This window comes from Ruegeria atlantica (assembly GCF_013032505.1).
Taxonomy (GTDB): Bacteria; Pseudomonadota; Alphaproteobacteria; order Rhodobacterales; family Rhodobacteraceae; genus Ruegeria; species Ruegeria atlantica_F.
In genome coordinates this window covers 851,464-870,959 of the sequence record NZ_WQCG01000001.1, presented here as the reverse complement: position 1 = coordinate 870,959, position 19,496 = coordinate 851,464, and the positions used below count along the sequence as shown (strand labels likewise).

Annotated in this window: 15 protein-coding genes and 1 pseudogene; 13 read left to right on the top strand and 3 right to left on the bottom strand. The window is 56.6% G+C overall.

Features of this window, described 5'->3' with window-relative positions; all coding sequences use genetic code 11:
• Positions 1-208 precede the first annotated feature (208 nt).
• Positions 209-841 (bottom strand): tyrosine-type recombinase/integrase, encoded by a 633-nt coding sequence (locus tag GOW92_RS04245; RefSeq protein ID WP_170559336.1) that lies wholly within the window; start codon positions 839-841, stop codon positions 209-211.
• A 301-nt stretch (positions 842-1,142) separates the two neighbouring features.
• Between GOW92_RS04245 and GOW92_RS04240 the strand changes: the two genes are divergently transcribed.
• Positions 1,143-2,852 carry a sulfatase-like hydrolase/transferase gene (locus GOW92_RS04240; RefSeq protein WP_217356497.1) on the top strand — a complete coding sequence of 570 codons (1,710 nt, stop codon included), beginning with the start codon at positions 1,143-1,145 and terminating at the stop codon, positions 2,850-2,852.
• 442 nt (positions 2,853-3,294) lie between these two features.
• Here the strand turns inward: GOW92_RS04240 and GOW92_RS04235 are convergent, their stop codons facing one another.
• Complete coding sequence (locus tag GOW92_RS04235; protein ID WP_170558287.1) at positions 3,295-4,188, bottom strand: LysR family transcriptional regulator; 894 nt, start codon at positions 4,186-4,188, stop codon at positions 3,295-3,297.
• A gap of 105 nt (positions 4,189-4,293) precedes the next feature.
• Between GOW92_RS04235 and GOW92_RS04230 the strand changes: the two genes are divergently transcribed.
• Both GOW92_RS04230 and GOW92_RS04225 read left to right on the top strand, forming a co-directional pair.
• Positions 4,294-4,584: a putative quinol monooxygenase gene (locus tag GOW92_RS04230; RefSeq protein WP_170558285.1), complete on the top strand. Its 291-nt coding sequence runs from the start codon at positions 4,294-4,296 to the stop codon at positions 4,582-4,584.
• 81 nt (positions 4,585-4,665) lie between these two features.
• On the top strand, positions 4,666-5,679 hold the full coding sequence (locus tag GOW92_RS04225; protein WP_170558283.1) for a zinc-binding alcohol dehydrogenase family protein: 1,014 nt from the start codon (positions 4,666-4,668) through the stop codon (positions 5,677-5,679).
• Positions 5,680-5,971: 292 nt separating this feature from the next.
• Here GOW92_RS04225 and GOW92_RS04220 read toward each other — a convergent pair whose 3' ends face one another.
• Positions 5,972-6,430: an Lrp/AsnC family transcriptional regulator gene (locus tag GOW92_RS04220; protein ID WP_170558281.1), complete on the bottom strand. Its 459-nt coding sequence runs from the start codon at positions 6,428-6,430 to the stop codon at positions 5,972-5,974.
• Positions 6,431-6,544: 114 nt separating this feature from the next.
• On the opposite strand from GOW92_RS04220, the gene GOW92_RS04215 reads away from it, so the two are divergent.
• The 10 genes and pseudogenes from GOW92_RS04215 to GOW92_RS04170 all read left to right on the top strand — a co-directional run bounded on the left by GOW92_RS04215 (position 6,545) and on the right by GOW92_RS04170 (position 19,494).
• Positions 6,545-7,747: a methionine gamma-lyase gene (locus GOW92_RS04215; RefSeq protein ID WP_170558279.1), complete on the top strand. Its 1,203-nt coding sequence runs from the start codon at positions 6,545-6,547 to the stop codon at positions 7,745-7,747.
• Positions 7,748-7,757: 10 nt separating this feature from the next.
• Positions 7,758-10,148, top strand: coding sequence for a 1-deoxy-D-xylulose-5-phosphate synthase N-terminal domain-containing protein (locus GOW92_RS04210; protein ID WP_170558277.1), 2,391 nt, complete (start codon positions 7,758-7,760; stop codon positions 10,146-10,148).
• 156 nt (positions 10,149-10,304) lie between these two features.
• Positions 10,305-11,008 (top strand): annotated as a pseudogene (locus tag GOW92_RS04205) (IS6 family transposase).
• A gap of 438 nt (positions 11,009-11,446) precedes the next feature.
• Positions 11,447-12,448, top strand: a complete 1,002-nt coding sequence (locus GOW92_RS04200) for a Gfo/Idh/MocA family protein (protein WP_170558275.1) — start codon at positions 11,447-11,449, stop codon at positions 12,446-12,448.
• On the top strand, positions 12,448-14,019 hold the full coding sequence (locus GOW92_RS04195) for an acyl CoA:acetate/3-ketoacid CoA transferase (protein ID WP_170558273.1): 1,572 nt from the start codon (positions 12,448-12,450) through the stop codon (positions 14,017-14,019). The genes GOW92_RS04200 and GOW92_RS04195 overlap by 1 nt, the downstream gene beginning before the upstream one ends.
• Positions 14,016-14,783: an enoyl-CoA hydratase/isomerase family protein gene (locus GOW92_RS04190; RefSeq protein ID WP_170558271.1), complete on the top strand. Its 768-nt coding sequence runs from the start codon at positions 14,016-14,018 to the stop codon at positions 14,781-14,783. The genes GOW92_RS04195 and GOW92_RS04190 overlap by 4 nt, the downstream gene beginning before the upstream one ends.
• 4 nt (positions 14,784-14,787) lie before the next feature.
• Complete coding sequence (locus tag GOW92_RS04185) at positions 14,788-16,311, top strand: aldehyde dehydrogenase family protein (protein ID WP_170558269.1); 1,524 nt, start codon at positions 14,788-14,790, stop codon at positions 16,309-16,311.
• A gap of 56 nt (positions 16,312-16,367) precedes the next feature.
• On the top strand, positions 16,368-17,618 hold the full coding sequence (locus GOW92_RS04180) for an ABC transporter substrate-binding protein (protein ID WP_170558267.1): 1,251 nt from the start codon (positions 16,368-16,370) through the stop codon (positions 17,616-17,618).
• A 101-nt stretch (positions 17,619-17,719) separates the two neighbouring features.
• On the top strand, positions 17,720-18,613 hold the full coding sequence (locus GOW92_RS04175; protein ID WP_170496900.1) for a carbohydrate ABC transporter permease: 894 nt from the start codon (positions 17,720-17,722) through the stop codon (positions 18,611-18,613).
• Entirely contained in the window at positions 18,613-19,494 is an 882-nt protein-coding gene (locus GOW92_RS04170; RefSeq protein ID WP_170511645.1) for a carbohydrate ABC transporter permease, read from the top strand. The genes GOW92_RS04175 and GOW92_RS04170 overlap by 1 nt, the downstream gene beginning before the upstream one ends.
• Positions 19,495-19,496: the final 2 nt, after the last annotated feature.

Genomic DNA, 19,496 nt, shown 5'->3' with positions numbered 1-19,496 from the left:
TGAGTGACTGCTTACTTCGCACAAGCAGTCACTTGGGAGTGATGACGCCCCAGCTACTGACCTGAGCCCAGCGATCCGGGCGGGAGATTCAACTCAATCGACGACGATGGTGACGCTCGTTTCGGCTCAGAAGCCCGGTGGATGGTCGACACTCATGCGACAATTGCCAGTCACGAAAAGCGGGCGACTCTTGCCGCCCGCTTAATCTTCACACGTCGATCTTTTCTGCGATACTCAGCGCGTCTTCCAATTCAACGCCAAGATATCGAACTGTGCTGTCAACCTTGGTGTGGCCAAGCAAGAGCTGCACCGCGCGTAGATTGCCCGTTTTCCGGTAGATCAGTGCCGCTTTTGTGCGTCTCAGCGAATGCGTGCCGTAACCGTTTGGCTCCAAACCAATCGCCGACACCCAATCGCGGACTAAACGCGCGTACTGTCGCGTCGATATATGCGGCCTTTCGTGGAAGCGGCTTGGGAAAAGGAAATTGCGTCCAAGCATCTCCGGGCGACATACCCAGGTCCAGATGGACTGGCGGGTATTTTCCGAAACCTCGAATTTGACTGGCCGCTTTGTTTTGCTCTGGACAACTGTCACGCGTTCGCGGACACGATCACCAGCAACAAGATCGGCTACGTTCAAACGAACGAGATCGCAGCCTCGCAGCTTGCTATCGATCGCAAGATTGAAGAGTGCCAAGTCCCTGAGGTTGTCCGAGAGTTCAAGCCGGGCGCGGATGGCCCAGACCTGCTTCGCGAGAAGCGGGCGTTTCTGGCCTATATGGCGACCTTTGTTCCACGGCGGGCGCTTCGGTGTGATGGCAGGAAGTTGAATAATGGACATCGTTTGTCCTCCATCCTTCCCTCCCTCTCCAGGCACCGACACCGTGTCGACCAACTGAATCTATCAGGGAGCTAAAGACAGGTTTCATCAGAGTACTCGACGTTCGTTAGCAGCGCAGCGTATGACCGCATCGAGCCCGGAGCGGACAGTTTCATACTGCTGGACGTGTCGTTAGTATTGCTGTTCTATCGGACATGCATGGAGTGAAGCGGTCGTCGGCCAACCTTCTATTCCTTTGCTGGTAAGATACTCTAATGACTTTTGGTATGGTTGGAAGATCAAAAGATGGGGGGACGACCGAATGATGAAGAAGGTACTGATCGCATCCGCAGCGATGTGGGCATCTGTCGCCGCGGGGCAAGACAACCAAATTATTCACGATGCAGAGTTTTTTGTACTAAATGCACAGCATGGAGATCGCTGGGCGGAAGAGGACGCAGCCATTCAAACGAGATTGGCGGAACTCAAAGAAGAACACGGGCGGCCACCAAACATCGTCTATATTCTTTGGGACGATCAGCCGTTTGGCATCGTGGGCTTTCCGGGGATTCAACAAACTCTTGGGTTTTCGACGCCTAATCTAAACGAAATGGCGGCCGAAGGAATTAACTTCACTCGGATGTACTCTGAGCCGTCTTGCACTCCAACTCGAGCCGCATTTCTAACAGGTCGCATCCCTGTCAGACATGGCATGGGTGTTGTGGGGATGCCCCATGAGTACGCGGGGCTACGAGGTGACGAGGTTACGATTGCCGAAGTACTGTCCGAAGTTGGCTATGCAACTGCGCACTATGGAAAAGGGCATCTGGGGGACATCGAAGAAAGCTACTTGCACAACCAAGGTTTCGACGAAGCTCTTTTCACCCCGATGAACCAAATAACATCTCTCTATGACGCTATGGGTTCCGCTGCCAATGCAACGCTTGGGTTCCCCAATATTGGTCCAGAAGATCCATACAAGTTAGATGATCCGGGTCTTCTTCCTGAAGGTTGGGTTCAGACGATTGACGGACGAAAAGGCGAACTAGGGGAAGAATGGGGATTACCTAACAACGAATGGTATTCCAAAGTCGATCCCGAAAGCCAAGACAGGATGATCAACTTCATCCGACGGAACGCTGAAGCCGAAAAACCATTCTACGTACAGTATTGGCCTAATTGGCTGAATTTCCTTCAACCGGATATCGAACGAAACACATTGAATGGTGGCAAAGTCGCTGAGGCATATCACAGGCTTGATCTATTCGTGGGTCAAGTGATGGATGAACTTGAGAGCCTTGGTATCGCCGAGAACACAATCTTCGTGGCGATGGCGGACAATGGACCAATGGTTCACAATCCTCCGCCAGGGTGGGGCATGACGCAAATCATGTTTTCAGGTGGTAAAGGCGATTTTACCGAAGGCGGCGTTCGTGTGCCGGCGTTTGCGTGGTGGCCCGGTACGATTGATGGCGGTCAATTGGTCGGCGACATGGTACATGTCACAGATTTGTTTACAACCTTCGCAACTATTGCCGGAGCAACAGATCACATCCCTCGCGACCGCGTTATCGATGGCGTCGACCAGAGCTCATTGCTGTTGAACGGAGATACTTTCTCGCGCCGTGATTGGGTGCATATTTACCAAGGTCACACACTCGCGGCTACTGTGAAAGGGCGTTACAAGCAGCATTGGATATCAGCGGACCCGGGCGCCGCATCTGGTATCGGTGCGTCATACTACGACCTTTACCAAGATCCACACGAAGAAAGTCCCCACTTGGTTCCTCTCATTCACACTCTTGGACAATTCAAGATGATGCGTATGCGGCACGAGCTGCTGAAAGAACAGTATCCCGATAAACCAAACGCACGTGGAATTCCTCTGACAGGGTTATCAAACGCCCGTCCAGAAACTCTTGCAATTGCGGACAGGCTTGAACGAAATCTGCAAGGCCTGCCGGTAACCGTGCAGGAGTTTATTCAGCGTCAGCCCAGCTTCGAAATGATGGATTTTGATTGGGGAGATTGACTGCAAAAAGGGGCCCGCAAATTGCGGGTCTTCGTTGACAAACTCCACAATTGAAAAGAAACGACTTTCGAATTCAGCCTTTGGGTAGCAAAGCTGTCGTTCACGCGGCCCCCAACTCGACACCGCAGTGAACGGCAGCTTTGTCCGCATTGCGGCCGTTCGTTGCAACTTGCTTGAACGTTCGCTTTGCGGGCAAACCAGCTACTCGGCTCCCGGCGGTCAACTAGCGCTCTCGGCCCTTAGCCGACCTTGGACATTCTTCTTTCAGTGGTCCGATTTGCTCACGCAAAGGGCGGAAGATTGAGTTCACTGTTTTGCGGGCCATGAGACAAGTACATATCTGAGAGGCACTGTCAAAACAGGCAAGGCAAGCAAAACGGGCCTTTGGGTTGGTTCGGTTTAACTGCGGCAAGCATCGCAATTGTGGTATGTGCCAAAGGGCTTAAGCCGAAGCCCGTGCCATGGCATTAGTCAGCTCTTCGGCAAGTGCTTGTACACGCCGTGGCTGCGCACGGCCTGGGGGATACATCATCTGCAAGGGGTTCGCGGGCGAGGCATGATCTTCCAGTAAGGCAATCAACTTTCCTGCTTTCAGATCGGCGTCCACATCAAGCTCGGACTTCAGGATAATGCCATGCCCCGCCAAGGCCCAGTGGCGCACCAATGAGCCATCATTGACGATCTTATTTCCACGCACTGTCACGACTTGTGACGCCTTGCCAGTCCCGAAACGCCAAACATTATCCAGAGTTCTACCAAACCGCATGACCAGGCAATTGTGATCCGAAAGGTCGGACGGCTTCCGAGGTATGCCGTGCGCTTTAAGGTAGGCCGGACCTGCACACACAACGCGCCTGTATGCTCCCAACCTTCGTACGCGCAGAGTGCTATCGGTCACTGTTCCAAATCTGAGGGCCAAATCGAACCCTTCACCGACCATATCCACGTATCCATCTGACAAGGACAACTCGACCGAAACCGCCGGATGCTTCTCGGTGAAACGGGCGATCACCTCGGAAATAATGCTCCGCCCAAGATCAACGGGCGCGCTAATACGGATGGGCCCCGAAATGGCCTCCGCTCCATGGCGAATACGCGCGTCCAAGTCTTCCACCTCTGCCAACACCACCTTTGCACCCTCAATAAGGGTGCGCCCTTCATCGGTCAGGCTGAGGGAGCGTGTTGTTCGATTAAACAGAACAACGCCATAGTGGGCTTCGAGCGCCGCAAGCCGCTCGGATACCGTTGTTGCTGACAGTCCCATTTCGCGGCCCGCAGCCACCATGCTGCCTTTTTCGGCAATCTTCAAAAACAGGCGGATATTGTCGATCAACATTATACGTAATTTCCGAATTATATTTTCGCGACATGCGTGTTTATCCGGGATTATCACAGCAGTATATTCCGCTCAAGCAATCGACGCACCGAAAGGAATATAACAATGTCGAAACTGACCATCGTTGCTAACATCAAAGCCAATCCCGACCAGATCGATCTTGTGAAGGCCGAGCTTGAAAAGCTGATTGATATCACCCGCGCCGAGGATGGCTGCATCAACTACGATCTGCATCAGGACAACGAAAACCCGGCGCATTTCATGTTTTATGAAAACTGGGAGAGCCGTGAACTGTGGCAGACCCACATGAGCGCACCACATCTGGCGGCCTACATGGCAGCCACAGAGGGCGCCGTTGCTGAATTCACGCTGAACGAAATGAGCGTGATCGCCTAAGGCCCCTCGGGCGGTGGGGGAAGCCCTCCGCCACCCAAAAACAGTCGCCAACTCTGACACCGCATCCAAGAGGACATGAATATGAAAGCCGTAGGATACAAAAGCTCCGGACCGATTGACCGCACCGATGCGCTAATTGATTTCGAAGCCGCAGACCCCGTTGCCACTGGCCACGACCTTCTGGTCCAGGTGCAGGCGGTTTCTGTCAACCCAGTAGACACCAAAATCCGCCAGCGCCGCGCTCCAGAAGGCGACACGCCCGCCATTCTGGGTTGGGATGCTGCAGGCGAAGTCGTTGCCGTTGGAGGGGACGTTAACCGCTTCAAGGTGGGCGATAAGGTTTGGTATGCGGGTGCGATCAACCGCCCGGGCACGAATTCCGAATATCATCTTGTTGACGAACGCATCGTTGGACAAGCGCCAGCGTCAATCGATACGGCGTCGGCAGCAGCTCTGCCCCTGACGACGCTGACAGCTTATGAAATGCTGTTCGACCGTATCGATGTCACCCAACCTATTGCTGGAGCGGCCAATGCCATTGTCATCATCGGTGGCGCCGGGGGTGTCGGCTCGATCGCCATTCAGCTTTTGAAGGCGTTGACCGATATGGTCGTAATCGCAACAGCCTCGCGCCCTGAAACGCAGGACTGGGTCAAAGGTTTGGGGGCCGACTTTGTCGTGGACCACTCCAAACCGCTGCCCGAGCAGATCGAGGCCCTTGGCATTGGGGCGCCAGCCTTTGTCTTTTCGACCAATTATTCGGAAAACTATGTCCAGCAAATTGCCGAGTTCATTGCCCCCCAAGGCCGGTTCGGCCTGATCGATGATCCCGAGAATTTTGACATCATGCCATTCAAGCAGAAGTCGGTCTCGATCCATTGGGAGTTCATGTACACTCGGTCCTTGTTCGAAACGGGTGACATTGCGCGGCAAAGCGGCATTCTGAACGAAGTCGCCGGGCTGATCGACAGCGGCAAGGTCAAATCCACAGCAACCGAGACCTATGGCACAGTCAATGCTGCCAACCTGACCCGCGCCCATGCGCTGCTGGAAAGCGGCAAGGCCAAGGGCAAGATCGTGCTGGAAGGCTTCTGAATTGCAGAGGCGGCGTTCGACTGCAGGCTTAAGTAAAAAGGTCTTAGATTTCACCGCCAATGATTGAAAGACAACGATTTTCCGCGGAGACAGCGAGCATGGGGGCCCGCGCAAAGCAACTTAGCACTGTCTGGCATCGCCTAATGTGGCCGTTGCACCAGATTATCCGTCATGCGAACCACCTGTGCCCCGAAGTTCACACGATCAAATGGCGTGCCTTCTTCAGGAACAGATTGTGCCAATTCCCCGGGCCACCTGCATTGAATGGATATGGCCGCCGCTATAGGGGCGGTCAGTCGATTGCTGGAAACACGTTGGTCTTCTTTACGGTAGAATAAACGAAACTGGTATCGATTGAGGCAATGCCTCCGATGGGATGGATGCGATGGCGGATGAAATCCTCATAGGCATCCAGCCCGGGGACCACCACCCGCAACTGATAATCAGAGGCTCCGGTCAGGACATGGCACTCAAGCACTTCGTCAATCGCATGGATCCTGCTTTCGAAGCGCCGTACATCGTCTTCATTGTGGCGCTCCAACCGGATGCGCACAAAGACCGTGATCGGCAGCCCATAGGCTTTCGCGTCCACCTCGGCGCTGAATCCCCGGAGCGTGCCGCTTTCCTCGAGGTTGCGCAAGCGGCGCAGGCAGGGCGACGGCGACAAGTTGACTGCGGCAGCGAGGTCCTGATTGGTCATACGCCCATTTGCCTGCAGGGCGCGTATGATCTGTCGGTCTTTGGCGTCCATTTCACCCCCTTATTGGCAGATAATGCCAAAATTCATTCCCGCCGCAGCATAATTCGCAATCACTCCCCTGCCAATACAACGCATCCTGCCTCAAACACCATGAGAGAGGTTGCCATGAACTCACCCAAAGGCTTCGCCACCCGCGCCATCCATCACGCCTATGACCCCCAGCAGAACGAAGGCGCGCTGACGCCGCCTCTGCATCTGACATCGACCTTCGCGTTTGAGACCGCCGAGGCCGGTGGCGAGATGTTCGCTGGTGAACGCCAAGGGCATATCTACAGCCGTATTTCGAACCCGACCTGTGATCTGCTTGAAAGCCGTATCGCGACTCTTGAAGGAGCCGAAGCAGGGCTAGCCCTGTCATCAGGCATGGGGGCGATCACCGCTGTGTTGTGGACCTTGTTGTCCCCCGGGGACGAGGTGATCGTGGACAAAACCCTTTATGGTTGCACCTTCGCTTTCATGCGGCATGGGCTGGAGAAATGGGGAGTGACGATCACCCATGTGGATATGACCGATCCCGAAAACCTGCGCGCGGTGATTTCAGAGCAAACGCGAGTGGTCTATTTCGAAACGCCGGCCAACCCAAATATGCGATTGGTCGACATCGCGGCCACCGCCGCAATCGCGCATGAGGCCGGGGCACAGGTGGTCGTCGACAACACCTATGCCACCCCCTTTCTGACACGGCCGATTGAGCTGGGTGCAGATCTCGTGGTGCATTCTGCCACCAAATACCTTGGTGGACATGGCGACGTGGTCGCCGGGCTGGTTGCTGGAACAACCGAACAGATCACCGAGATCCGGCTTGTTGGAATGAAAGACATGACTGGCGCTGTCATGGCGCCGTTCAACGCAATGCTGATCCTGCGCGGGTTGAAAACCCTGTCGCTGCGGATGGAGCGCCATTGCGTTTCGGCCCAGATTGCTGCCGACTACCTCCAAAATCACCCGTCGGTGCGTGCCGTGCATTTCCCCGGGTTGGAAAGCTTTGCCCAACATGCACTTGCCACGCGCCAAATGTCCAAACCCGGTGCAATGATTGCCTTCGAAGTCGACGGTGGCATGGCGGCTGGCGTTGAGTTCATGAACAATCTGAACATGATACAGCGGGCGGTTTCTCTTGGCGATGCCGAAACGCTGATCCAGCATCCGGCTTCGATGACCCATTCGACCTATACGCCCGAAGAGCGCGCAGAACACGGTATAAGTGACGGGCTGATCCGCCTGTCAGTCGGGTTGGAGGATGTCGCGGATATTATTGCCGACCTGGATCAAGCCTTGCCTCGCCCCCTGCATCACGCCGCCGAATAAGGAGAGCCTCATGCCCACGGACATCACCCACCTGAAGACCATCGAACAACGCCTTTTGTGGCTTTCACATTGGATGATCCACCACGCCAATCACGTGCGCCCAAAGGTGGACGGTATCAAGGTCGGTGGGCACCAGGCTTCGTCGGCCTCGATGGTGTCGATCATGACGGCGCTCTACTTCTCGGCCCTGAAGCCTGAGGACCGCGTGGCCGTCAAGCCTCATGCATCACCGGTCTTTCACGCAATGCAATACCTGATGGGCAACCAGACACGCGAGAAAATGGAGAACTTCCGGGGCTTTGGCGGGGTGCAGTCCTATCCCAGTCGGACCAAGGATACAGACGATGTGGACTTCTCGACCGGCTCGGTCGGACTGGGTGTTGCGATCACCTCTTTCGCCTCGATTATCCAGGATTACATCAATGCCAAGAGCTGGGGAAGCGATGCCCCGATGGGGCGCATGGTTGCGTTGGTGGGCGATGCCGAACTGGATGAGGGCAACATCTATGAGGCCCTGCAGGAGGGATGGAAAAACGACCTGCGCAACACGTGGTGGATCATCGATTACAACCGGCAGTCGCTGGACGGGATCGTGCGCGAAGGGCTGTTTGCACGGATCGAGAAGATTTTCGATGCCTTCGGATGGGACGTGGTGCGGGTGAAGCACGGGGCATTGCAGCGCGCGGCCTTTGAGGAGCCGGGCGGCGACAAATTGCGCGACTGGATCGACGCCTGTCCCAACCAGGAGTATTCGGCGCTGACGTTTATGGGCGGAGCAGTCTGGCGCAAGCGGTTAATGGATGATCTTGGAGACCAGGGCGATGTCTCTGCCCTGATCGAAAGGCACAGCGACGACGAACTGGCTGACCTGATGGAAAACCTCGGCGGTAACTGCGTCCAGACCATGGCGGAAACCTTTGATGCCATCGATCACGACCGCCCTACCTGTTTCTTGGCTTACACGGTGAAAGGGTGGGGTACGCCCATTGCCGGCCACAAGGACAATCATGGGGGGCTGATGAACAATGCGCAATTCACCACCTGGCAACAGCATATGGGCGTGGCAACAGGCGATGAGTGGGAGCCTCTGGCCACGGTCGAAAACCCCTCCGCAGTGCGTGACTTCCTGACCAAGGTTCCCTTTTTTGCCAAAGGCATCCGGCGGTATCACGATGACAAGCTTGCCGTGCCCGCCATCGAAATTGATACCTCCCGTGAGACCTCGACCCAGATGGCCTTTGGCAAGATCCTCGACGAACTCTCGAAGGGGAACAGTGATCTGGCTGCCCGGATCGTCACCACGTCCCCGGATGTAACGGGGACCACCAACCTTGGACCTTGGGTGAACCGGCGCAAGCTTTTCGCCCGGTCCGAACAGGCAGATGCTTTTGTCGAAAACCGCATCCCGTCGACTGCCAAATGGGAATTCACGCCGGAAGGACAGCATATCGAGCTGGGCATCGCCGAGATGAATCTGATGCTGCTTCTGGGCGCCGCTGGCCTGTCGCATTCGATCTTCGGCAAGCGGTTGATCCCCATCGGCACCGTCTATGATCCCTTCGTGGCGCGCGGCCTGGATGCGCTAAACTACGCTTGCTACCAAGATGCCCGGTTCATCTTGGTGGGCACCCCCTCTGGCGTCACGCTGGCCCCGGAAGGCGGAGCGCACCAATCGGTCGGCTCACCTCTGATCGGGATGAGCCAGGATGGGCTTGCCTCGTTCGAGCCTGCCTTTGCTGATGAGCTTGCAGTGATAATGAAATGGGCCTTCGACTATCTTCAACGCGATGGAGAGGGTGATCCCTGTGAGCGCACATGGTTACGTGACGAAACAGGAGGCTCGGTTTATCTCCGCCTGACCACCAACCCGATCGAGCAACCCGGCAAGCGCCATGACGACGCGTTCAAACAAGGGGCTATCGACGGGGCCTATTGGTTACGTAAACCCGGACCGAACTGCGAGATCGTCATTGCCTATCAGGGCGCTGTCGCCCCCGAGGCGATCAAGGCGGCTGGGGTGATCGGAGAGGGGCGCAGGGACGTCGGTGTGCTGGCAGTGACCTCGGCTGATCGGCTCAACGCAGGTTGGACCGCTGCCCAACGTGCCCGGTCTCGCGGGAATAAGTCTGCGCAGTGCCATATCGGGACCCTGATGAGTGACCTTCCGCCTCATTGCAAAGTCATCACCGTCATTGATGGTCACCCGGCGACGCTGTCCTGGCTTGGCTCTGTTGCTGGCCATCAGACCATCCCGATGGGTGTTGAACACTTCGGCCAAACCGGCACGATTGGCGACCTCTACCGCCATCATGGCATCGACGCCGATGCCATCGTCGAAAAGGTAAACGGATTGACTGTCGGGAAATATGTGAGCCGCGGTAATTTGGCGCGCTCGGCCTAAAACGAACATCGCACCAAAGCCGTCATTCGATCCTGCTGTGGCGAATGGCGGCAACCCGCCCACATTGATGAATGCTGCGTAGCAAACCAGTGTCCAGTTGGTCTTGTCAGAAGAACTTGAGTTGAGGCGGGCAGGGGTCTTTCGTAGCTTTTAATCATGAAAAGACCATCGCCATTCAAGTATTTCAAAACCAGCCCGAGATCATCCGCTTTACGGTGATGATGTATGTTCGGTTTCCACTCTCGCTTCGGAATGTCGAAGATCTGCTGCACGAACGAGTCATCGACGTGGGCCACGAAACAGTCCGCTATTGGTGGAATGGGTTCGGCCCGATGTTTGCCGCCGAGATCCGAAGAAAGCGAGCCCAGCAGCTGCGTGCGTTCTCGAAAGGTAAGTGGCACGTGGACGAGGTGTTTGTGAAGGTGAACGGCAAGACACACTACCTCTGACGGGCCGTTGATCGCGAAGGTGAATTGCTTGAGGACGTCGTCACGGAGCGTCGGAACAAAGCCGCATTGAACTTCTTCAAGAAATTGATGAAGCGGCACGGTTGCGCCGAAGAGATCGTCACAGATCGTTTCGCTTCCTACAATGCGGCGCTAAGGGGGCTTGGCGTTACAGAGAATCAGAAAACGAGCAGGTGGCAGAACAACTGCGTTGAGAATTCGCACCTGCCATTCCGACGACGCGAACGCGCCAAGCAACGGTTCAGGCGGATGCGAAGTTTGCAGAAATTCGCCTCCGTTCGCTCCTCCACCTACTACCATTTCAACCAGGAAAGATCACTCACCAGTCGAGACACCTTCAAGCTGACACGCGCCGTTGCTCTTACCGAGTGGCGTGAACTTGGCGCGGGATAAAAGACAGCGTCCCCAGAGACTGGTTCGAATTCGTCTGAAAGCACCGCTGATTGTGGTCGTCGTTTTGTTCGCCAAAGTGGCCACTATGGCTAATCGACGTTGGCAGGCAGGGGGCGTCGCCATTTGGGATAACTGAGCAACGTGGCACAATGCGACAATCGGCTACCATGGTTTTCGACGTCCTATGCATCGGGTGACGGTTGAAGGGGTTGCTTTGAAGCAGTGGGGCAAGTGGTAAAAGGCTGCCCTCTGCGACTCAGTTTGGGTGCGACGACGCTGTGACACACCTTCGATTCCCGATGCCCTTTTGAAAAAGGGCGGTCGTTATCTTATTTTCCTCTTACTTTCTGATAGATAGAAATTCTGTCGAATTTTCTCTTGTCACAATTGGAACGTTCCATTAGTTAAATTGGAACGTTCCAATTGTGGGGTGAGAGGATGAATTGGGCATTTGTCGGAGCGAGCACAATAGCTTCGCAACACATGTTGGACGCGGTGCGTCGGCAGGCAGGCAACAACGTGACCTGGGTTGTCAGTAATTCTCCAGAACGGGCTCAGACCTGGGCCAAGGAACACGGAATTCCCAACGCAACGACGGACTTGGACGCTGCGTTTTCTGACGAGAACGTTCAGGCTGTGTATGTTTCCTCGACCAATGAGAAGCACCACGGTCAGGCAATGGCAGCCGTTTCGGCTGGTAAGCATGTTCTGTGTGAAAAGCCGCTTGGGATGACGCAGGCTGAAGCTGTCGAAATGGTGCGGGCGGCCGAAGCGGCTGGCGTGACATTTGGTACAAATCACCACCTGCGATGCTCTGGCAGCCATCGAGCCATTCGTGACCTCATTGCAGACGGGCGTGTCGGTGACGTTCTTTCGCTGCGTATACATCACGCGGTACATTTGCCGGGGAACCTACAGGGGTGGCGCATCAACTCAGCAGATGCTGGCGGCGGCGTGATCCCCGACATCGTCGTTCATGATGCGGATGTCACGCGGTACCTGCTCAATGAGGACCCGATTTCTGTCGTCGCGCAAATGGCCAGCTCTGGGATGGGGCAGGGGGTCGAAGACTCGTGCATGTCCGTCTGGGCTATGCCTTCGGGCGCGATGGTCATGACGCACGAAAGCTTTACGCACCCCTTTGCCGGGTCAGGCCTGCAAGTGCACGGGACCAAGGGCTCGATTTTTGCAGATGGCGTCATGACACAGCGCCCGGTTGGGACAATAAAACTGGTGACTGAAGCCGGAAGTGAAGAAATCCCGTTTTCAGATCACTCGCTCTATGCTCAGGGCGTTTCCGAATTTGTCGCCGCGACGCAAGGGCAGGGCCGTCCAGCCGCGGACGGACCCGACGGAGTGAAATCGCTGTCCGTCGCGCTGAGCGTTCGTGAGGCCGCAGCGTCAGGTAAGCGCATCAACGTAGACTATGGTGGCTTGTGATGACAAAGCTCGTTTCCGTTTCCGAGGCCGTTTCCCGCATTCCTGACAATGCGGTGGTAACCGTTTCATCGTCCTCGGCACTGGGGTGCCCTGACCTTGTGCTGAAGGCGCTAGGAGAGCGGTTTCGCACGGAGGGGCATCCGCGCAACATAACAACGCTGCACCCTATCGCCGCCGGGGATATGTATGGCGTGAAGGGCATGGATTATCTGGCGCAAGATGGTTTGCTAAGCCGCGTTCTTGCCGGATCGTACCCGTCCGGCCCCTCCAGCCTTGAGATGCCGGAAATCTGGAAAATGATCGTCGAGGATCGGGTCGCCGCATATAACGTGCCGTCGGGTATTCTGTTCGACATGCATCGCGAGGCCGCAGCGCATCGGCCCGGTGTTCTGACGCAGGTCGGGCTTGAAACCTTCGTGGACCCTGTCCGCGAAGGATGTGCGATGAATGCGCGTGGCGCGGCAACGCCTATCGTGAACCGGAGAGAGTTCGACGGTCAGACCTGGCTGCATTTCCCAAACATCAATCCGAACGTATGTATTTTGCGCGCTACCACGGCGGATGAGTTCGGAAACCTGACCTATGAGCATGAAGGCGCTTATCTGGGCGGGCTAGAGCAAGCGATCTGCGTTCGCAACCACGGTGGGATCGTGATCGCACAGGTTCAGCGGGTGACTTCAGCTGGCAGCCTGCGTCCCCATGATGTACGCGTGCCAGGGCATCTGGTCGATCTGATCGTTGAAGACCCAGAGCAGATGCAGACGACCGAGACGTCCTATGATCCAGCGATCTCTGGCCAGATCATGCGCCCTTGGGACAGCTTTTCGCTGGCTGAGCATGGCGTCGAAAAGGTCATCGCCCGTCGCGCCGCCCAAGAATTGCGCAGTGGCATGAGCGCCAACTTGGGCTTTGGCATCAGCGCAATGGTCCCGCGTGTTTTGTTGGAAGAGGGGCATCCTCAGGCAGTGACATGGGCGATCGAGCAGGGGGCCGTCGGTGGTGTCCCACTAACCGGCTTTGCCTTTGGCTGCGCATCCAACGCACATGCTTTCGTGCCGTCCCCACAGCAGTTCATATATTTCCAGGGCGGCGGCTTCGACATGTCGTTCCTCTCGTTCCTCGAGGTTGATGTCGACGGCAATGTGAACGTCTCCAAACTTGGGAAGAAGCCCTACCTGACTGCAGGGTGCGGAGGTTTTGTCGATATCACCGCGCGGGCCAAAAAGATCGTGTTCTCGGGCTGGTTTGAAGCTGGCGCCAAGATTGATCTGGCGGATGATGGTATCCGTGTGAATGCCCCCGGAAAATTCACCAAGATGGTGGATCAGGTTGAACATGTTACATTCTCAGGCCGCCGAGCCCGCGAGACCGGACAGGATGTTCTGTATGTGACCGAGCGTTGCGTCATTCGCCTGACGGATCAGGGGCTAGTCGCGACGGAAATCATGCCTGGCATCGAGGCGCAGCGCGACATTGTCGAAGCGTCGGGCGGTCGCGTCAAAGTCGCGGAAAATGCGGCTCAGATGCCCAAGTCACTGTTCGCAGTCGGCCCGATGGGGATGCAACTGTGAGCAAGCTTGGGTTTCATATCGAGGGTCTGACCGCCGTCCTCACTTTGGACAACGTGTCCAAGCTCAATGCTCTGACCGTGGACATGCTGGACGCGCTGGAGGCTCGCTTGCAAGAGGTCGAGCGTGACGCGTCCATTCGTGCGCTTGTTCTGACTGGCACAGGAGAAAAAGCGTTCTGTTGCGGAGCCGATATCGGAGCATGGGGTGGTCTGAGTCCCGCCGAGTTTGCCCGTCACTGGGTCCGTGACGGGCATCGCATCTTTGACCGTCTGGCGCGGATCGGCAAACCGACAATTGCAGCGATCAACGGTCACGCCTTCGGCGGCGGGCTGGAGTTGGCCAGTTGCTGCGATTTGCGCCTGATGACCCCGCGGTCCACGCTGGCTTTGCCGGAAGCTCGGGTTGGGATCGTGCCGGGTTGGTCCGGGACGCAACGGTTGACCCGGCTGATCCCCGAAGCTGTGGTCAAGGAGATGGCACTCTTCGGGCGCCGTATTGGTGCCGACCGCGCGCTGGCTTTAGGCTATGCGACCGAGGTGACTGACGATGTTCTGGCGCGCGCGCTTGAGATCACTGTCGAACTTAGCGACCTTTCGCCCCGCGCCACCGAAATCTCAAAAAACATGATCCATGCAGCGGTCGGTGAGGACACTCATGCCGTGGTCGAAGCCCTTGGTAGTGCAGCAATTGCCGCCTCAGCGGACCGCGAAGAAGGCGTTGCTGCGTTCATGGAAAAACGAAACCCCACATTTTCGGGCCTTTGACGATATGAAAGACATCACCATCAACCCAGCTATCCCGTTCGAGTTGCCGCCTCTGTTTGAAGGCCGGCACCTGATCGACGGCGCATGGGAGGACAGCGCGTCGGGTGAGACGTTCGAGCGCCGCTCACCGTCGCACGGCCATATCGTCAGCCGGTCGGCCATGGGGGGAGAGGCTGAGACCGAGGCTGCGATCCAGGCGGCGCGCAAGGCGTTCGATAGCGGTGTCTGGAGTCGCGCATCGGGCAAGGAACGCGCGGCGGTCCTGCTGAAAGTTGCGGACCTGATTGAACAGAATGTCGACCGGATCGCCCTGATCGAAACGCTGGAAAGCGGCAAGCCGATCAGCCAATCCAAGGGCGAGGTTGGCGGTGCCGCGGATCTGTGGCGCTACGCGGCATCATTGGCGCGCAGTACCCATGGCGACAGCCACAACACGCTGGGCGCTGACATGATGGGCGTCGTGCTGAAGGAACCCGTCGGTGTCGTCTCCATCATCACGCCATGGAACTTTCCGTTCTGGATCCTTAGCCAGAAACTGCCATTTGCACTGGCCGCAGGCTGCACCGTTGTTGTGAAACCGTCTGAAATGACGCCGTCGACGACCTTGATGTTGGGCGAGTTGCTGGTCGAAGCCGGATTGCCCGCCGGTGTATGCAATATCGTGCTGGGTTACGGTGTTCCTGTCGGAAGCGTGATGTCCAGCCATGACAGCGTGGATATGATCAGCTTTACGGGCTCGACGGCCGTGGGCAAGACAATCAGTGCAGTTGCGTCGGACACGCTCAAGAAAGTAGCGCTGGAGCTTGGGGGCAAAAACCCGCAGGTCATTTTTCCCGATGCCGATCTGGATGCAGCCGCTGATGCGGTTGTGTTTGGTGTCTATTTCAATGTTGGCCAGTGCTGCAATTCAAGCAGTCGCATCATTGTGCACGAAGACATAGCCGACGATTTCCGTGAGCGTGTCGTTGCCCTGTCGCGCAAAGTCAAATTCGGCGATCCTCTGGACCAGACGACGCAGGTTGGTGCTATCGTAACGTCCGAGCACAACTCAAAAATCGACGCGTACGTCAAACAGGCGCAGGCTTCGGGTGCAACTATTGATCTGGGTGGTGAGCCGCTGGAGGTCGAAGGCTTGGGCGCTCAGTTCTACCAGCCGACGGTGATTTCTGATGTCTCGCCCGACATGCCAATAGCCCGGGATGAGGTATTCGGACCGGTTCTTTCTGTTTTGACGTTCAAAACACTGGACGAAGCAATCGCGCTAACCAATGATAGCGCTTACGGTCTGTCGGCAGGGGTCTGGAGCGAGAACGTCCATACCTGCCTGGAATTCGCCCGTCGTGCAGAAACGGGAACGGTCTGGACCAACACCTGGATGGACGGGTTCCCCGAGGTTGCATTCGGTGGGTTCAAGCAATCCGGGCAGGGGCGGGAAATCGGACGTTACGGGTTCGAGGAATTCTTCGAAGTGAAATCAGTGGTCATGCGCATCGGCAACAACCGAGCGCCATGGGTTCCGCAAGATTAAGACCGGGCACCTGATTGGTCCCGAATAAGAAGAACGCATTAAGGGAGGAAACAAGAATGCGTAAACTGCTGAAGACAAAATCGCTGTTTGTGGCCGGTCTGCTGTGCACGACCAGCCTTGCGCACGCTGAGGACGTGGAAGTTCTGCACTGGTGGACTTCAGGTGGTGAGGCCGCAGCGTTGAATGTTCTCAAGGACGACCTGTCCGGGCAGGGAATCGGCTGGACCGACATGCCTGTTGCGGGCGGTGGTGGCGAACAGGCGATGACCGTTCTGCGCGCACGCGTCACCGCTGGCAACGCTCCAACAGCCGTTCAGGCCCTTGGTTTTGACATTATCGACTGGGCTAATCAGGGGGCGCTGGCCGATCTGAACGATGTGGCCGCCAAGGAAGGTTGGGATGACGTCGTTCCAGATGCTTTGAAAGCCTTTGCCAAGCATGACGGTAAATGGGTCTCAGCCCCGGTAAACGTGCACTCGACCAACTGGGTCTGGGCTAACAAGGCGGTGCTGGACGCCAACGGTATTGCACAGCCCACCAACTGGGACGAATTCGTCGCGGCAGTTGAGGCGTTGAAAGCTGCCGGTGTCACTCCGATCGCGCATGGTGGTCAGGCTTGGCAGGATGCGACCATATTCGATGCGGTGGCTATGTCGACACTTGGGCCGGATGGCTACAAGGCAGCCTTCGTTGATCTTGATGAGGAAACACTTGGCGGCGACGCCATGAAAGAAGCGTTCGACCGTATGGCGTTCATTCGCGACAACGTTGATGAGAATTTCTCGGGCCGCGACTGGAACCTGGCGACGGCAATGGTCATCAACGGTGAAGCCGGTTTCCAGATGATGGGGGATTGGGCCAAAGGCGAGTTCCTGAACGCGGGCAAAGTGCCGGGTGAGGATTTCCTGTGCTTCCGCTTCCCCGGCACTCAGGATCAGGTCACCTTCAATGCTGATCAGTTCATGATGTTCGATCAGGGCGGTTCGGTATCGGCTGAACAGGCCGCTCTGGCCAGCGCGATCCTGTCGCCATCCTTCCAGATTGCCTTCAATAAGGTGAAGGGCTCTGTCCCGGCTCGTACTGACGTGGACGGTAGTGATCTGGATGCTTGTGGCCAACAGGGCATGAAGGATCTGGCAGCAGCGGCTTCGTCGGGTAACTTGTTTGGCTCGATGGCGCACGGCCATGCCGCGCCGGCATCGGTGAAGAATGCGGTCTATGACGTCGTCACAGCCCACTTCAACGGCGAGTATGACAGCGAGACAGCTGTAGTCGAACTGGTCGACGCAGTATCGATCGCCAAGTGATCTAAATGTGATCCTCCCGATGGGGCGGCGGGTTGGCCGCCCTGTCACAAAGTGGGCGCAATCGCTCCGACTTACAACTACTCGAACGAGGAGGGCGCGCCATGGCTGGTTCAGCCGACGCGGATTTCAAGACACGCCTTCAGAACTGGATTCCCAAGCTAGTCCTGTCTCCATCGATCGCGATGATGACGGTCTTTGTCTACGGTTTCATTCTGTTTTCGGTCTACCTGTCCTTTACTGACAGCCGCATTCTGCCGACCTTTGGTTGGGTCGGATGGGAAAACTACGACAAGCTGTGGCGGCTGAGCCATTGGGAAACATCACTGATCAATATGGGCATCTACGCCAGCCTGTATATCGTGATCTGCACATGCCTTGGGCTGGGTCTTGCAATTTTCCTCGACCAAAAAATCCGCGGTGAGGGGTTGCTGCGCCCGATCTACCTGTACCCGATGGCGCTGAGCTTCATCGTCACCGGCACCGCGTGGAAATGGTTTCTGGATCCCGGCATCGGCTTGGAAAACGTGATGCACACATGGGGTTGGACCAGTTTTGAATTCGACTGGATTAAGAATCGCGACTACGCCATCTACACGGTGGTTCTCGCGGCGGTCTGGCAGACCAGCGGCTTCGTTATGGCGATGTTCCTGGCCGGGCTGCGAGGCATCGACAACGAAATCCTGCGGGCGGCGCAGATGGATGGGGCGTCGAACTGGAACCTCTATCGCCGGATTATCATCCCGCAACTGCGCCCCGCATTCCTGTCGGCCTTCGTGATCCTCAGCCACCTTGCGATCAAGACCTTTGACCTTGTGATCGCCCTGACCGGGGGTGGGCCCGGGCGTGCTACCGAACTGCCCGCAACCTTCATGTATTCCTATACGTTTACACGGAACCAGATGGGCATCGGTGCGGCCTCGGCCACGATCATGCTAATGACCATCGCGGCGATCATGATCCCGTATCTTTATGCCGAATTGCGGGAGAAACGCTGATGTCCCAAGCAACTCAGGATACCGCAATCCGCACCGGCCGCGTCACGCGTACGCTGATTTATCTGGTGCTGTTACTCTTCGGTCTTTTCTACCTGCTGCCGCTCTACGTGATGCTGGTGAATTCGGTGAAACCGCTTGAGGAAATCACCGGCGGTGGCATGATGAACCTGCCGCAGATGTTCACGATTGAGCCCTGGCTAAAGGCGTGGTCGTCGGCGCAGATCGGCGTCGACCCTACAGGGTTGAAACCCTACTTCTGGAATTCGATCAAGATGGTGGTGCCGGCGGTTATCGTCTCGACCATCCTCGGCGCGCTGAACGGCTATGTGCTGACCAAATGGCGCTTCAAGTATGACACCATTCTATTCGGCTTGATGCTGTTCGCCTGCTTCATCCCGTTCCAGATCGTGCTGATCCCGATGGCGCGGATGCTGGGCATCATTGGGCTGGCGGGCACGACTTGGGGTCTTGCGCTGGTGCACGTGGTCTATGGGATCGGCTTCACGACGCTGTACTTTCGCAACTACTATGCCGTGTTCCCGACCGAGCTGATCCGTGCCGCCCAGATCGATGGGGCCGGGTTCTTCCAGATCTTCTGGCGTATCCTTCTACCCAGTTCCGGGCCCATCGCTGTGGTGTCGATCATCTGGCAGTTCACCAACATCTGGAATGACTTCCTGTTCGGCGCGTCCTTTGCTGACGCCAACAGCCAGCCGATGACAGTGGCGCTGAACAACCTCGTGCAGTCGTCAACAGGTGTGAAGGAATACAACGTTCATTTCGCAGGCGCCATTCTGGCTGCCATGCCAACTTTGCTCGTCTACATCGTGGCCGGACGTTACTTTGTCCGCGGCCTGATGGCGGGTTCCGTGAAAGGATAAGA